The organism is Zoogloea sp. GDB6 (assembly GCF_056724105.1).
In genome coordinates this window covers 178,462-194,006 of record NZ_CM161497.1, presented here as the reverse complement: position 1 = coordinate 194,006, position 15,545 = coordinate 178,462, and the positions used below count along the sequence as shown (strand labels likewise).

At 66.7% G+C, this 15,545-nt stretch carries 10 protein-coding genes; 8 read left to right on the top strand and 2 right to left on the bottom strand.

Annotation, left to right across the window (positions count from 1 at the left end; genetic code table 11):
- Positions 1–47: 47 nt before the first annotated feature.
- Positions 48–1,502, top strand: a complete 1,455-nt coding sequence (gene rng, locus AC1PQG_RS00855) for a ribonuclease G (RefSeq protein WP_481120798.1) — start codon at positions 48–50, stop codon at positions 1,500–1,502.
- 170 nt (positions 1,503–1,672) lie between these two features.
- Entirely contained in the window at positions 1,673–2,761 is a 1,089-nt protein-coding gene (locus AC1PQG_RS00850) for a ComEA family DNA-binding protein (protein WP_481120797.1), read from the top strand.
- 65 nt (positions 2,762–2,826) lie between these two features.
- Here AC1PQG_RS00850 and AC1PQG_RS00845 read toward each other — a convergent pair whose 3' ends face one another.
- A complete protein-coding gene (locus AC1PQG_RS00845) occupies positions 2,827–3,360 on the bottom strand; it encodes a M48 metallopeptidase family protein (RefSeq protein WP_481120796.1) in 534 nt (177 codons plus the stop codon).
- A gap of 136 nt (positions 3,361–3,496) precedes the next feature.
- On the opposite strand from AC1PQG_RS00845, the gene AC1PQG_RS00840 reads away from it, so the two are divergent.
- The 6 genes from AC1PQG_RS00840 (at position 3,497) to AC1PQG_RS00815 (ending at position 12,716) form a co-directional block, all read left to right on the top strand.
- Positions 3,497–4,837: a TolC family protein gene (locus tag AC1PQG_RS00840; protein ID WP_481120795.1), complete on the top strand. Its 1,341-nt coding sequence runs from the start codon at positions 3,497–3,499 to the stop codon at positions 4,835–4,837.
- Between the two features lie 13 nt (positions 4,838–4,850).
- Positions 4,851–5,918, top strand: a complete 1,068-nt coding sequence (locus AC1PQG_RS00835; protein WP_481120794.1) for an HlyD family secretion protein — start codon at positions 4,851–4,853, stop codon at positions 5,916–5,918.
- A gap of 8 nt (positions 5,919–5,926) precedes the next feature.
- Positions 5,927–7,885 carry an ATP-binding cassette domain-containing protein gene (locus tag AC1PQG_RS00830; RefSeq protein WP_481120793.1) on the top strand — a complete coding sequence of 653 codons (1,959 nt, stop codon included), beginning with the start codon at positions 5,927–5,929 and terminating at the stop codon, positions 7,883–7,885.
- Positions 7,882–9,036 carry an ABC transporter permease gene (locus AC1PQG_RS00825; protein ID WP_481120792.1) on the top strand — a complete coding sequence of 385 codons (1,155 nt, stop codon included), beginning with the start codon at positions 7,882–7,884 and terminating at the stop codon, positions 9,034–9,036. Before AC1PQG_RS00830 ends, AC1PQG_RS00825 begins: the two co-directional genes overlap by 4 nt.
- Complete coding sequence (locus AC1PQG_RS00820) at positions 9,033–10,202, top strand: ABC transporter permease (RefSeq protein WP_481120791.1); 1,170 nt, start codon at positions 9,033–9,035, stop codon at positions 10,200–10,202. Before AC1PQG_RS00825 ends, AC1PQG_RS00820 begins: the two co-directional genes overlap by 4 nt.
- Before the next feature lie 75 nt (positions 10,203–10,277).
- On the top strand, positions 10,278–12,716 hold the full coding sequence (locus tag AC1PQG_RS00815; RefSeq protein WP_481120790.1) for a sensor histidine kinase: 2,439 nt from the start codon (positions 10,278–10,280) through the stop codon (positions 12,714–12,716).
- Between the two features lie 393 nt (positions 12,717–13,109).
- Here the strand turns inward: AC1PQG_RS00815 and AC1PQG_RS00810 are convergent, their stop codons facing one another.
- On the bottom strand, positions 13,110–15,485 hold the full coding sequence (locus AC1PQG_RS00810) for a peptidase S53 (protein ID WP_481120789.1): 2,376 nt from the start codon (positions 15,483–15,485) through the stop codon (positions 13,110–13,112).
- Positions 15,486–15,545 lie beyond the last annotated feature (60 nt).

The following is a 15,545-nucleotide window of genomic DNA, read 5'->3' as shown; positions in this document are numbered from 1 at the left end:
ACATCCGCGCGATGTGTCATCGCCCATCACCGTTTGCTTCCCGCATCATGTCTGACGAATACCTGATCAATTTCACCCCTCAAGAAACCCGCGTCGCCCTCATGCAGCAGGGCGTCGTGCAGGAAGTCCACGTCGAACGTACGGCGAGCCGCGGCATCGTCGGCAACATCTACCTGGGCCGCGTCGTGCGCGTGCTGCCCGGCATGCAGTCGGCGTTCATGGACGTTGGCCTCGAACGCACCGCCTTCCTGCACGTAGCCGACATCTGGGCCGACCGCCACCACGGCGACGCGCCGCGACCCATCGAACGCATCCTGTCGGAAGGGCAGAACCTGATCGTTCAGGTGCTGAAGGACCCCCTCGGCACCAAGGGCGCACGCCTGTCCACACAGATCTCCATCGCCGGCCGGATGCTGGTCTACCTGCCCCAGGACAAGCACATCGGCATTTCCCAGCGGATCGGCGACGAGGCCGGCCGCGAAGCCCTGCGCGAGCGCGTCACGCGCCTGCTGCCGGCCGACGAGACCGGCGGCTACATCGTCCGCACGATGGCCGAGAACGCCAGCGATGAGGAGCTCGCCGCCGACATCGCCTACCTGCGCAAGCTGTGGGCCGAGATCAAGAACCGCAGCGTCGGCGCCCGTCCGCCCACGGTGCTGTACCAGGACCTCAACCTGGCCCAACGGGTGCTGCGCGATCTGGTCACCGACGCCACCACGCGGATCGTCGCCGACTCCCGCGAGAACTTCCAGAAGCTGACCGGCTTCGCCACCGAGTACATGCCGCAGGTGCTGCCGCTGCTCGACCACTACACGGGCGAGCGCCCGTTGTTCGACCTGCACGGCGTCGAGGCGGAGATCGAGAAGGCCCTGGCGCGGCGGGTGGAACTCAAGTCCGGTGGCTACCTGATCATCGACCAGACCGAGGCGATGACCACCATCGACGTGAACACCGGCGGCTTCGTCGGCGCGCGCAACTTCGACGACACCATCTTCAAGACCAACCTCGAAGCGGCCCAGGCCATCGCCCGCCAGCTGCGCCTGCGTAACCTGGGCGGCATCATCATCGTCGACTTCATCGACATGGAAAGCCCGGAACACCGTACCGCGGTGCTCGAAGAGTTCCGCAAGGCGCTGGCCCGCGACCACACCAAGATGACGGTGAACGGTTTCACCACCCTCGGCCTGGTGGAGATGACCCGCAAGCGGACCCGCGAGTCCCTCGCCCACCTGCTGTGCGAGCCCTGTCCGACCTGTAACGGGCGCGGCGAGGTGAAGACCGCCCGCACCGTTGCCTACGAGATCCTCCGCGAACTGCTGCGCGAGGCACGCCAGTTCAACGCCCGGGAGTTCCGCGTGCTCGCCGCACCGAACGTCATAGATCTGTTCCTGGAGGAAGAATCCCAGGCGCTGGGCATGCTGTCGGACTTCATCGGCAAGGCTATTTCCCTGCATCCCGAAGCCAGCTACGGCCAGGAACAGTTCGATATCGTGCTGCTCTGACAACGACGTCCGCATCACCGCACCGATGTAGCGCATCCTACATCTGGCGCGGCCTGCGGCGGTTTTCTGCCCCTCGTCGGTGCATCGAAATATTCAATCGGCCAGCGATTGACGATGCAATCAAAGCGCCTTCAAAATCCGGCGCCTCGATACAGGCAGGACCACTTGCAATGCATACCCAGAACATTCTCCAGGCCACCACCGGCCAGCATGCCGGCGCCGTGCGCATCGGTTTCAATCACGGCTACGCCTTCGACGGCGACAGCGTCCGCCTCGACGCAGAGCTGCTGGTCGACAATCCCGATGCGACCGCCGATCAGGAATGGGCACTGCAACTGTGGGCCTGCGAGACGCCCTTCGCCGGTGAACCGGTTCCCGGCACCAAGGTCGCCGAGTTGCCGGTCGGCCAGCTCGACAGCCTCAACCAGAGCTGGGTCAGCGCCTTCACCGCGGCCCTGCCGCCTGCCGGCCATGCCGAGCACAGCATGGTACTGGTCCTCGCCAGCGGTCGCGACGGCCGGTTCGATGCGGTTCAGGATTTCGCCAACTTCCCGCGCGCGGAGAGCTTCATGCAGCCGCGTCTGGCTGGCGCCTCCGGCTTCAGCCTCGGCGAACAGAGCGTCGGCATGCATGTGGAAAGCCTCGAAAACCCCCGCGCCAGCGACAATCTGAGCGGCACCCTGTCCCTCGAACTGTGGGCCCTGGCCGCCCCCTACGCAGCCGGCATGCCCGATGGCACCCAGCTGGCCGCTGCCCAGCTTGGCTCCCTGGCCGGCCAGCATAGCTGGCAAGACCTCGACCTGACCCTGCCGCTGGCCGCCCGCCCTGTCGGTACCTGGCATGTCGCGCTGCTGCTGCGCGAATGGACCGCCAGCGGCTACGCAACCCGCGACTTCGCCAACTTCTCGCTGCCGGTCAGCTGGACCGCCGACGAAGAACCCGGTGCCACGTCCGAGCCCGTCAAGGCCGAACCGGCTGCCGAACCCGTCGCCCAGCCGAAGAAAGCCGGCAAGACCGCACCGAAAGCCGCCACCAAGGCTTCCGCAAAGTCTGCCAAGGCTGAACCGGCTGATACCACCAGCCGTGTCTCCATCAACACCGCCGGCAAGACCGAGCTGGCCGCACTGAAGGGCCTGTCGAAGACAGCCGCCGCAGCCATCATCGCCGCCCGCCCGTTCAAGACCATCGACGAACTGCTGACCGTCAAGGGCATCGGCGCCAAGCTGCTCGACAAGCTGAAGGGCAACCTGAGCCTGTAAGCACGGCTCCGGCACGCATCGCGAGGCCCGGCCCGGATCAACTCCGGCGCCGGGCCTTCTTCATTTCAGGGACCCGCGCCCGGCGTCCACACCCCGTCGCCGGTGGCCTCCAGCCAGCACAACCAGGCCCGCACATCGAACTCGAACTGGTGGTAATCCGGCTCCATGCGGCAGCACAGCTGGTAGAAGGCCTTGTCATGCTGGCGCTCCTTCAGGTGGGCCAGCTCGTGCACCACGATCATGCGCAGAAATTCCGGCGGCGCCTCGCGGAACAGGTTGGCGACGCGGATCTCCCGCTTGGTCTTGAGCTTGCCGCCTTGGACGCGCGCCACCGTGGTGTGCGTGCCGAGCGCATTGTGGATGGTCTGCAGCTTGCCGTCGAAAGCCACCTTGCTGAGGGGCTCCGCATTGCGCAGATGGCGCGCCTTCAGCTCCGTCACATACTCGTAGAGGGCCGTGTCGTTGCGCACGCCGTGGGTCTGCGGGTACTTCTTCAGCAGCAGCGGGCCGAGGCGATGCTCTTCCAGCAACTCGCGCACCTGGCCGACCAGATGCTCGGGGTAACCGAAAAGGTACTTGAGGGACAGAGGAGCGGACATCGGTGACGCAGACAAAACGGAAGGACGTGATTCTAACGGTTGACGCCGGGTCACTTTGATCTTCCGCAATGCGGTGTCCATCCTGTTGGCGTAATTTACTGACCAATAAGTCATTAATTCCCCGGCGGAGGATTCGATGAAGGCTCCCCGTACCCACCTCGGACCTGCCACAAGCCCATGCCGCTTGGTACGGCCCGCGTTGCTGGCGGCGCTCCTCGCCACCACACTGCCGGCCTGGTCAGCCGAAACCCTGGCCGACGCGTGGCGCCAGGCCCTGTCCGCGGATGCCCGCCTGCGTGCCGCCGACGCCGACGCCGACGCGGCCCGCGCCACCCGCGCTGCCGCCCGCGGGCTGGCGCTACCGAAAGCCACCGCCAGCTCCAGCTACACGATGCTGAGCCGGGAGCCGGCAGCGCTGATCGGCCTGCCGTCCATCCCCGGCATCAACCTGCCCGACCAGATGCCGCTGTCGGAACGCAACTACGCAACCCATGCGCTGCAGGCCACATTGCCGGTCTACACCGGTGGCCGCATCAGTGCCGCAGTGAATGCCGCCGAAGCCGGCGTGCAGGCGAGCGGCTTCGAACGCACGCGCAGCGAGCAGGCCGTCAAGCTCGACGTCGCCGAAACCTACCTGAACGTTCTGCGGGCACGTAGCGCACTGGCGGCCGCCGAGCGCCACCTGGCCGCCCTCGACGCCCACGCCGCCGACGTGGCCGAACTCGGCAAGCAGGGCCTGGTCGCCCGCAACGACATCCTGTCGGTCGCCGTCGCCCAAGCGGATGCGCGCCAGCGCCAGACCCAGGCCCGCAATGCCGCCGAACTCGCCGCCGCGGCCTACAACCGCCTGCTCGGCCGCCCGCTCGACAACCCGGTGGACGTCGCCGAGCCCGCCAGCGACATGCCCAGCCGCCCGGACATCGCCGCCCTCGAAGCCCGTGCCCGCGGCCAGCGCCCGGAAATCGCGCTGCTCGGTGCCCACGCCGAAGCCACCGACCACGAAGCCGAGATGGAACGCGCCGGTACCCGCCCACAGGTCGGCATCAAGGCCGCCGTGATGCACGAGGACAACCGCTACCGGGTCAACCAGGACGTTGCCCAGCTGATGGTCGGCGTGCAGTGGGACATCTTCGACGGCAACGTGCAGCGCCGTCGCGCCGATGCCGCCACGGCCCGCGCCCGCGCCGCCCGCGAGCGCCAGGACGACGCGGCCAGCCTGATCGCGCTGGAAGTCCGCAAGGAATGGCTGGCCGTCGGCGAGGCCGACGAACGCCTGGCCACCACCCGCACCGCCCTGGCCCAGGCCGACGAGAACCTGCGGGTGGCCCGCGACCGCTACCGCAACGGCGTCGGCACCCACACCGAGGTGCTCGACGCGGAAGCCCTGCGCAGCCTCACCGACAGCAACCACCTCAACGCCCACTACGATCTCCACCTCGCCCGGCTCCGGCTCAAGAAGGCCGTCGGCGAGCTGTAACGGGAGCCTCGCCATGCGATTCGACAAGAAGAACCTCCTGATCGGCCTCGTCGCCGTGGCCGTCGTCGGCGGCGGCATCTGGGCGTGGCAGCGCTTCGCCGGCAGCGGCACGCTGCCGGAAGGCCTGATCCAGGCCAACGGCCGCATCGAGGGCGACCACACCACCGTCGCCAGCAAGCTGGCCGGGCGCATCGCCGTGCTGAAGGTGCGCGAGGGCGACGCCGTGCAGGCCGGCCAGGTACTGGCCCAGCTCGAAGACACCCAGCTCGCCGCCAAACAGCAGCAGGCCGATGCCGCCGTCGCGACGATTGCCGCCCAACTCCAGTCCGCACGCGCCCAACTGGCCATCGCCCGCCGTGAAGTGCCGCTGGCCGAGGCCAGCGCCGACGCCGTGCTCGCCAAGGCCCGCGCCGCCGAAGCCCAAGCCGCCAAGGATGCCCGGCGCTTCGACGAGTTGGCCGAGCGCGGTACCGTCGAACCCCGCCGCGCCGAGCAGATGCGCCTCGCCCACACGGCGTCCGCCGCCGACCTGCGCCAGGCCGAGCAGAGCGTCAGCTCCGCCCGCCTGGGCCACGACAAGGTGAAAGCCCGCGAGAACGACGTCGCCGCGCTGGAAGCCGGCCTGCGCCAGGCCGAAGCCGGGGCGAAGGAAGTCGCCAGCCTGGTGGACGACCTCACCTTGCGCGCGCCGACCGGCGGCGTGATCCTCACCCGCCTGCGGGAAGCGGGCGAGATGGTTGCCGCCGGCACGCCCATCTTCGACCTGGTGGACCTCGACAAGCTCTACCTCAAGGTCTATGTGCCCGAAAAGCAGATCGGCCAGTTGCGCCTCGGCCTGCCGGCCCAGGTGTATACCGACGCCTTCCCCGACAAGACCTTTCCCGCCACCACCCGCTACATCGCGTCCCAGGCCGAGTTCACGCCGAAGGAAGTGCAGACTCCCGACGAGCGGGTCAAGCTGACTTATGCGGTGAAGCTCTACTTCGACGCCAACCCCGAACACCGCCTGACCCCGGGCGTACCCGCCGACGCGGTGATCCGCTGGCGGGACGGCGTGCCCTGGCAGGCCCCACGCTGGTAACGCAGACCATGTCCGCACCGGCGATCCGCGTCGAAGGCTTCATCAAGCGCTACGGCAAGCGCGTGGCAGCCGACGGTCTGGCGCTGACGGTGCAGCGTGGCGAAATCTACGGCCTGGTCGGAGCCGACGGGGCCGGCAAGTCCAGCCTGATGAAGTCGGTGGCCGGCGTGCTGGCCCACGACGGCGGCACGGTGGAAGTCTTCGGCACCGTCATCGATTCCGAGCGGGCCGCCGAGAAGGTCAAGCAACGCATCGGCTTTCTGCCCCAAGGGCTGGGCCTCAATCTCTACCCGGACCTGTCCATCGAGGAGAACGTGGATTTCTTCGGCCGCCTGCGTGGTGTGCCGGGCGCGGAGCTGGCCGAGCGCAAGAACATGCTCCTCGGCATGACCCGCCTTGACGCCTTCCGCAGCCGCCCGATGCGCCAGCTGTCCGGCGGCATGAAGCAGAAGCTCGGGCTGGTGTGCACGCTGATCCACGAACCCGAGCTGGTGATCCTCGACGAGCCGACCACCGGCGTCGATCCGGTGTCGCGCCGCGATTTCTGGGCCATCCTCGGCAAGCTGCTGGAGGAAAAGGGCATCACCGCGCTGGTGTCCACCGCCTACCTGGACGAAGCCGACCGCTTCCACCGCGTGTCCCTGTTCCACGAGGGCAAGGTGATGGGCGAAGGCACGCCGGCCGAACTGATCGCCCGCGTGCCCGGCACCCTCGCCCTGTTCCGCGCCGAACCCCAGGCCGACGCGCTGCCACGCCTGAAGGCGCAGTTTCCGCAGACCGAAGCGATGGGCGCCTGGCTGCGGGTGTTTGCCGAAGGGCTGGATGCGGCCCAAGCGCGTGCGGCGGTCGACACCTGCCTCGCCGCGTCCGCCCCCGCCGATACCACCATCCATCTCAGTGACTGGTTTGCCCGCGAGCCCGAACTGGAGGATGTCTTCGTCGCCATGCTGCGCCAGCGCGGCGCCCGCCTCGACACCAGCCTGCCCGCCGATGCGCCCGCCGCCGCACCGACCTCGACGCTGGCCATCGAAGCCACCGGCCTGACCCGTGTCTTCGGCGACTTCCGCGCCGCCGACGCAGTCAGCTTCGCGGTACCCCAGGGCGAGATCTTCGGCCTGCTCGGCGCCAACGGGGCCGGCAAGACCACCGTGATCAAGATGCTCACCGGCATCCTCAAACCCTCGTCGGGCGCCGGCCGGGTCGCCGGTGCCGACATGCGCAGTGCCGGGCTGGCGATCAAGGAACGCATCGGCTACATGAGCCAGGCCTTCTCCCTGTACCACGACCTGTCGGTGGTCGAGAACATCCGCCTGTACGCCGGCATCTACGGCCTCGACGACCGCCGCGCGCGCCAGCGCAGCGACTGGGTGATCGGCATGGCCGGGCTGGCTGGCTTCGAGAACGACGCGGCTGGCCGCCTGCCGATGGGCCTGCGCCAACGCCTGGCCCTCGGCTGCGCGCTGGTCCATGAACCGCGCGTGCTGTTCCTCGACGAACCCACCTCCGGCGTCGATCCGATCGGCCGGCGCATGTTCTGGGACATCCTCTTTCACCTGTCGCGGCGCGAAGGCGTGGCGATCCTGGTGACCACCCACTACATGAGCGAGGCCGAGCACTGCGACCATCTGGCCCTGATGTTTGCCGGCCGCGTCGTCGCCGACGCCTCGCCGGAGGCCATGAAGCAGGCGCTGATCGCCAGCGCCGGCCAGTTGCTGGAGCTGCGCGTCGACCGCCCGGTGCCGGCCCAGAACGCGCTGCGCGACGCCGGCTTCGCCAACGTAGCCTTGCACGGGCGCGCCGTGCACCTGCTGTCACGCGAAGCCGACACCGACCGTGAACGCCTGCCAGCCCTGCTCGACAAGGCCGGCATCGCGGTGCAGTCGGTAGGCCTGCGCCCGCTGTCGATGGAGGACGTCTTCGTGCAGCGCATCACCGCGCTGGAAGACGCCGGACGGAGATCGCCATGAACGGCCAACGCATCGTCGCCCTGGCCTGGAAGGAATGGCGCGAGATCATCCGCGACCGCCTGTTCTTCGCGCTGGCCTTCGTCGTGCCGGCCATGCTGATGCTGCTGTTCGGCTACGGCCTGACGCTGGACGTGGAAAACCTGCCCTTTGCGGTGGTCGATTACGACAAGACCGCCGCCAGCCGCGACTACGCCTACCGCTTCATCTCTTCACGCTACTTCGCCTTCCAGGGCTACGCCGCCGACGAGCACGACGTGGACGCGCTGCTCGCCGACAACAAGGTGCGCATGGTGCTGGTAATCCCGCCGCGCTTCGACGAACGCCTTGGCCGCGGCGAACCGGCGCCGGTGCAGGTGCTGATCGACGGCACCTTCCCCGAACGCACCCAGACCAGCATGGGCTACGTGGCAGCCATCAACAGCGCGGTGAGCCTCGACAACATGGCCCACGCCCTGTCCCGCGTACGCGGCATTCCGCTCGCCGAGGCGCGCCAGCGGGTCCAGCCGGTCAAGCTGGAGGTGCGCTACCTCTACAACCAGAGCGTGAAGAGCATCTGGTCGCTGGCACCCAAGCTGATCATGCTGATCATGATGTTGTCGCCGCCCTTCCTCACAGCAGTCGGCGTGGTGCGCGAGAAGGAGTCCGGCTCCATCTTCAACATCTACTCGTCCACCGTGTCGCCGGGCGAATTCCTGCTCGGCAAGCTGGCGCCCTACGTAGCGATCTCCATCGCCAACGCGATGTTCCTGTGGCTGCTCGCTACCTGGCTGTTCGGCGCGCCTTTCAAGGGCGACCCGCTGTTCTTCGCCTTCGCCACGGTGCTCTACGTCATCTGCACCACCGGCATCGGGCTGGTGATCTCGATGCTGGTTCAGACCCAGGTGGCGGCCATGATCGTCGCCAGCATCGTCAGCATCATCCCGGCGGTGCTCTACTCCGGCGTGCTGCTGCCGCTGCCCTCCCTGTCGCCGGCGGCATCGATGCTGGCCCACGCGCTGCCGCCGATGTATTACACCAACATCGTCGTCGGCTGCTTCCTGAAGGCGGTGAGCTGGCATGCCCTGTGGCTCGAGGTGCTGGTGCTGGCCGCCTACGCGGTAGGCCTGTTCGGGCTGGGCTACCTGCTGTTCACCAAGAGGCCGAGATCATGAGCGACATGACGAACGGCGGACTTTTCTCGGTGCCCGGGCTACGCCGCCTGCGGGTGATGACGCAGAAGGAGCTGCTGCAGCTGTTCCGCGACGTGGCCCTGATGGTGTTCTTCCTGTACAGCTTCACCGGCGACATCTACCTGGCCGCCTCCGGGGTCAGCATGCAGCTCAAGAACGCCGCCATCGCCACCCTCGACGCCAACTACAGCTTCGCCTCGCGGGAGCTGGCGAGCCGCTTCCAGCCGCCCTATTTCCAGCCCGCCGGCAGCGTGGCCGACGCCCGCCAGGCGATCCGCCGCCTCGACGACGGCGACGTGATGGCCGTACTCGACGTACCGCCACGCTTCCAGGAACGCCTGCAGCGCGGCGAACAGGTATCGGTCCAGCTGCAGGTGGACACCTCCAACTCGGTACTCGGCTTCCTCGCCTCCAGCTACGGCGCACAGATCGTCGGCAAGTACGCCCTCGAAGCGGCCGCCCAGCGGGAAGGGCTGGCGGCGGCCGGCGGCATCGCCGGCCCAGTGGTCGAGGCCGATACCCGCGTGTGGTACAACCCCAACCAGAACGACGCGTGGTTCATGGGCATCTCCGAGCTGCTCACCGTCGTGACCCTGTTCTCGATCCTGCTGCCGGCGGCGGCGATGGTCCGCGAGAAGGAGCGCGGCACCATCGAGCAGCTGATGGTCACGCCATTGACGTCCTTCCAGATCCTCTTCCCGAAGGTCGTCGCGATGACGCTGGTGATCCTCGCCGGCAGCGCCATCGCGCTGTTCGGCGTGCTCGGCCCGCTGTTCCAGCTGCCGATGCGCGGCAGCCTCGTCACCTTCTTCCTGATCACCGCCCTCTACGTGTTCACCACCGCCGGCCTCGGCCTGCTGGCCGCCACCGTGGCCCGCAACCTGGCCCAGGTTGGCATGCTGACGGTGGTGATCCTGATGCCAATGCTGCTGCTCTCCGGCGCGTGGACACCCATTGAGGCGATGCCCCCGTGGATGCGTGGGCTGGCGTGGATTTCGCCGCTGCACTACTTCCTCGACGCGGCCTACGGCATTCTGCTGAAGGGCGTCGGCATGGACCTGCTATGGGATTCGGTGCTGGCGATGGGCGGGCTGGGCGTCGTCGTCTTCGCCGCCGGCATGCGCCGCTTTGGCCGCCAATTCGGCTGAGCGCAGCGGCTTAGGCCGCACCTTCCGCCACGGAATGGCGTAGAGTCCTGTTCCATAACAAGAACAGCCTACGTCATGCCCGCCTCGTCGAATCCGTCCGCCAGCCGCACCCTGCTCGCCCGCAGCCTGTGCCTGCTGGTCTGCCTCGCCCTGTGCCTGCTGCAGGGCCTGGCCCGGGCCGATAACGGGCCCCTGCCCCCCCATGTGCTCTACCTCAACTCCTACCATCCGGGCTACCAGTGGAGCGATGCCATTGAAAAGGGCATCCGGAGGGAGCTGGCCGACGACACACGCCAGGTGGAACTGTCAGTGGAATATCTGGACGCCCGCCGCTTCCCTGACCCCGCCCGCATGGACCTCCTCGCCGACGCGATGGCGATCAAGTACCGTGGCTACCGGCACGACCTGCTGATCGTCTCCGACAACGACGCCTTCGACTTCGCGATCCGCCACCGGGCGCGTCTGTTTCCCGGCCTGCCCATCGTGTTCTGCGGCTTCAACCATTTCCGCCCGGATGCACTGAAGGGCATCGACAACATCACCGGAGTCAACGAGGAGATCGACATCGGCGCCAGCGTGGAGCTGGCGCTGAAGGTCCATCCCGCCACGCGCCAACTGGTTTTCATCCTGTCCACCGGCGATCCGAGCAGCGCACGCAGCGCCAGCGAAGCCGAGAGCAGCATCCTGCCCCGCTACAAGGCACGCTTCCAGGTCAGCGTGCTGAAGGATGCGTCGATGCAGACCATCCGCGAGCGCCTTCAGTCCCTGCCGAGCAATGCGCTGGTCTTCCTCGCCGGGCAGACCAGCGATCTCGGCGAAGGGCGCGCACTGACACCAGTGGAAAACGGCCGCCTGGTGGCCGCCGCCAGCCCGGTGCCGGTATATACCTTCTGGGACTTCCACCTCGGGACCGGCGTACTCGGCGGCCACGTGCTCAACGGCCTCGACCAGGGCCGCGAGGCCGCCCGCCTGGCCCGCCAGGTCCTCGACGGGCACCATGCGTCCGACATCCCGGTGACAATGAAATCCCCGGCCCGCGACGTGTTCGACTACCCTACGCTGCAACGCTTCGACATCCCGACCAGCGCCCTGCCCGACGGCGCCGAGATCATCGACGCCCCGACCAGCCTGTGGGCGCTCTATCGCGGCCAGATCATCGCTGCCGTCATCGTCGTAGTGCTGCAAGGTCTACTGATCGTCGCACTGGTGCGCGTCGCCGGCCAACGCCGCCTGGCCCTCGCCGAACTGGCCGAGGAACGCAGCCTGCTCGAAGCCCGCGTGCGCGAGCGCACCACAGAACTGGCCGACGCCAACACCCAGCTCACCGACGAGGTCGCCGAACGCCGCCGCGCCGAAAACGGCCTGCGTGAGGCCGTCGCCGTCACAGAGACGGTGCTGTTGGCCTCGCCTGTGCCGATCGGCGTGTATCGGGACACCGGCCCCTGCGTGATGGCCAACGAAAGCTACGCCCGCCTGGTCGGCTCCAGCCGGGAACAACTGCTGGCCCAGAGCTTCCACAGCATCCATGCCTGGCACGCCAGCGGCATCCACGATGACTGCCTGCGCGCGCTGCAGACCGACACGCGCCAACAGCGCCAGATCCACGTGACGACCTCCTTCGGTCGCGAAATCTGGGCCGACTGCCTGATCCTGCCGGTACACCTCAATAACGAAAAACACCTGCTGATCCAGTTCGTGGACCAGACCGAGAGGGTCCAGATGCTGACCGAGCTGGAGCAGCACCGCCAGCACCTGGAAGCCCAGGTCCGCCTGCGCACCGCCGAGCTGCAGGCCGCCAAGGAACTGGCCGAAAGCGCCAATCGCGCGAAAAGTACCTTCCTGGCCAACCTGAGCCACGAGATCCACACGCCGCTCAACGCCATCCTCGGCTTCACCCGAATCCTGCGGGACAAGAACGACGATGCCACTCAACGGGACCGCCTGGAACGAGTCCTGAAGGCCGCTGGCGGCCTCCATCAGATTCTCGACGACTTGCTCGACCTCGCCGCGCTCGACGCGGAACGCATGCCGATCGACGAGAAGCCGTTCGCTACCGACGACATCGCCCGCCGGGTCGCGGACGCCACCGGCGCCGATCTGCGTGCCCGCGGCCTGGACTACACGGCCGATCTCACCGGCCTGCCCGCCCAGTTGAAGGGCGACCCACAGCGCATCAGCCAGATGCTGATCAACTACGTCAGCAATGCCGCCAAGTTCACCGAGCGGGGTTTCGTCGCGGTGCATGGGCGCGTGCTACGGGAAGATGCCAGAGGCCTGCTGCTACGCTTCGAGGTGCAGGATTCCGGTATCGGCGTGAAGCCGGAGGACCAACAGCGTATCTTCCTCAGCTTCGAACAGGCTGACGGTTCCTTCACGCGCCGCCACGGCGGCACCGGCCTCGGCCTCGCCATCAACCGCAAACTGGCCCGCCTGATGGACGGCGAAACCGGCGTGAACAGCACGCTGGGCGAAGGCAGCACCTTCTGGTTCACCGTCCGCCTGAAAAAACCATAAGGCCTAGACTACGCTACGGCAAACACGACAAAGCGGGGCCTCCAAGCAGCCAGCCAAGACTCTCTTCGCTATTTTGTTGCTCCAGCCTTTGGACCACCGTGGGAACTGGATGATGCCGCATGCCGACATGAGCGCCTGGCGGGGCTACCGGCGCGCTGCTGACGCGGCTTCATCACCGCCCTGGAAGCCTCCGGTTTGCTTGCCGCCCCGGCCTCGGTACCAAGCTGCTCGGCAGCCACACTCGCCGGGGGCGGAACAGGAATGAGCCGATGCGGCGGGGTCGCCACCTCAGTTGGAGGGGCGTCCGCAGCGTAGAGTGCTGCGGCTGCAGCGAAGAGGCCTGTTGCAAGGACAACTTTGAGGGGGCCCATGGCTTGCCTCCGAAGTCTCCGCCTACTTGGCGGTTACGGTGAGCGGAATGCTGACTTGGGTACTGAGTCCAGCGGAGTCAATGGCACGCAAACTCAGCGAATAGCTACCGGTAACCGGGAAGAGCCAAACATACTGTAGCGTCTGACCACTGATAGAAAACTGCATGCCGAGAGGTGCATTGGAGACGGTGATAGTGACATAGCTGGCACCAGGATCGGAGAAGGCAATGGAGCCCGTCAGTTTCTGGCCGGCCAAGCCTTTGATCGGCGTAGCGGTAATGACCGGTCCGCCCGAACTGATCTGAATGCTGTAGCTCGCCTGGCCTGTAAGGCCGGTCTTCGAATCCTTGACCGTCGCAATGACGGTGTAGCTACCCACGACGGGTTGCTGCCAGCTGACGACTCCACTGCTGCTGATCGCCATGCCCGAGGGCGCGCCGCTCAGACTGTAGCTCACCGGATTGAGGCTGGTGACCACGACCGGGAACGACAGGGCCACGTTGGGCTTGCCGGTGATCGTGCCACCGGTGACGAGCGGCGCCTTGGCGGCAATGGTGATCGTGTAGATCCCTTGTCCGCTCAAGCCGCTGGTCTTGTCGGTGGCCGTCACGGTAACCGTATAGGAACCCGCCACAGGACTGGCCCAGCTGACGACGCCACTGGTGCTGATGCTCATGCCGCTGGGAGCGCCACTCAACGCATAGCTGACCGCATTAGCGGCATTGACAGCCACCGTAAACGTCAAAGGTGTTCCCGCTGAACCTGAAATACTGGCCGGAGTGACAGTCGGAGCACTGGGCAGATTGGTCGTGCTCGTGAGCTGGGTAATCAGATTGCCGACGTTGGGCGTTCCCAGCCCCGACAAGGTGTCGTAGCCCGTATGGGCCGAACAGGTCACACAACTACCGTTGGTGCCTTGGGTGATATCGGCAAACGAGGCGGCATAGGAGCCAGGAACAGTAGCGATCTGAGTGTACAGAATCGAATGCGGGAGGCCGAGGACGGATTTGCTCGCGCTGATGCGCGACGCGTTCGCCACCGCGATCAGCCCTGCCCACTGGGGCGTGGCCAAACTCGTACCGCCGGCGCTGAACCAGCTGGCGGTACTACTGCCGGGAGACAGGATGGCAACGTATTGACCGGTGGTCGGGTCTGCATTGAAGGCTACGTCGGCAACGGTTCGCCGGCTGACGGAGCCCAGGCCCGGCACGCTGGTGGTCTGATAGCCGGGAACCGCCGTATAGGCACTCGTGCCTCCCCCCGTCCCCGACCAGCTCACTTCACTACGCGCACCGCTGCCGCTGTAGCGCAGGCTCGTGCCACCAACCGCCAGCACCTTGGTGGAGACAGCGGGCCAAGATACGCCCACGCCGGAGTCACCGGTAGCCGCGAGGTAGGTCATGTTGCTGCCGCTGAAAGCGCTATCGACGGAAGCGGTCCAGCTGCCTTCATTGGAGCCGAAGCTCATCGAAACGATACCTGGCCCCATTGCATTGGCGAGCTTGATCGCCGCCAGCAGGCTGTTCGTCGTGGCATCCGGAGCTTCGATCAGAACGATGCGCGCCAGAGGGGCGGTGGCATGGACCCATTGCACATCGAGGGCGATTTCGGTCGCCCAGCTGGAGTTATAGCCCCGGGGCGTGCCACTCATACCACCACTGGTATTGGCATAGACCACCGAGAACTCGCAAGCACTGGAACTGGCTGTGCCGAGCGGAAGACCCGCAGTGGTTGCAATCGCCTTGCTGGTGCACGCCGGGAGGGCAAACTTGGCATTGAAAGCGGCGAGCTCGGCCGCGACGTTCGGATCGTGATACGCCGCAACGATGTAGATCGTCTGTCCGGCCCCCATTTGTGCAGCTTGCGTCGCCGTGGGAGTGCTGCCGGCAGTCGGCAAGGCCGGCATACCGTAGGCGGCACGGATCTGGGCCGGCGTATAGGTGACGACACTGCTGCTGGTGGCCATCGGGGCGACGTCCGTCGCACCCTGCACGTACTGGATTCCACTGGACTGAACGCGACGAAATGCGGCAATCGCCTGAGGGGTTAGATTTCGCGAGGACAGGGCCCGAAGTTCGCTCGGGACGGACTGGTAATGGGGATACACCTGCGCCGAAGCGCCATCTCCAGCCTGATCGGCCCCACCCGGCTCGTCGATCGGTGTGGGCGCAAGGTGGAACGCAGGTTCGACGGTCTTTGTCGCTATATCAGCCGGCAGCGCAGCCAAGTCCATCTGGAGACTCGTGCTGGCGGACGCCAGGGGAGCCGCCGTTTGCGGCGCCGACGCCTCGGAGCCGCTTCCGCCACCACACCCGCTGACAAGCGCCGAAGCGACAACCGCCGCGGCGATGGGAAGCCGATATACCTGGATTTGACTGTGCGGGAGAACGATCTTCATGGCCCTGACTCCTGGGTTATTTCAGGGCCTCGCTGACGACAGCATCGAACAGATCGTTGG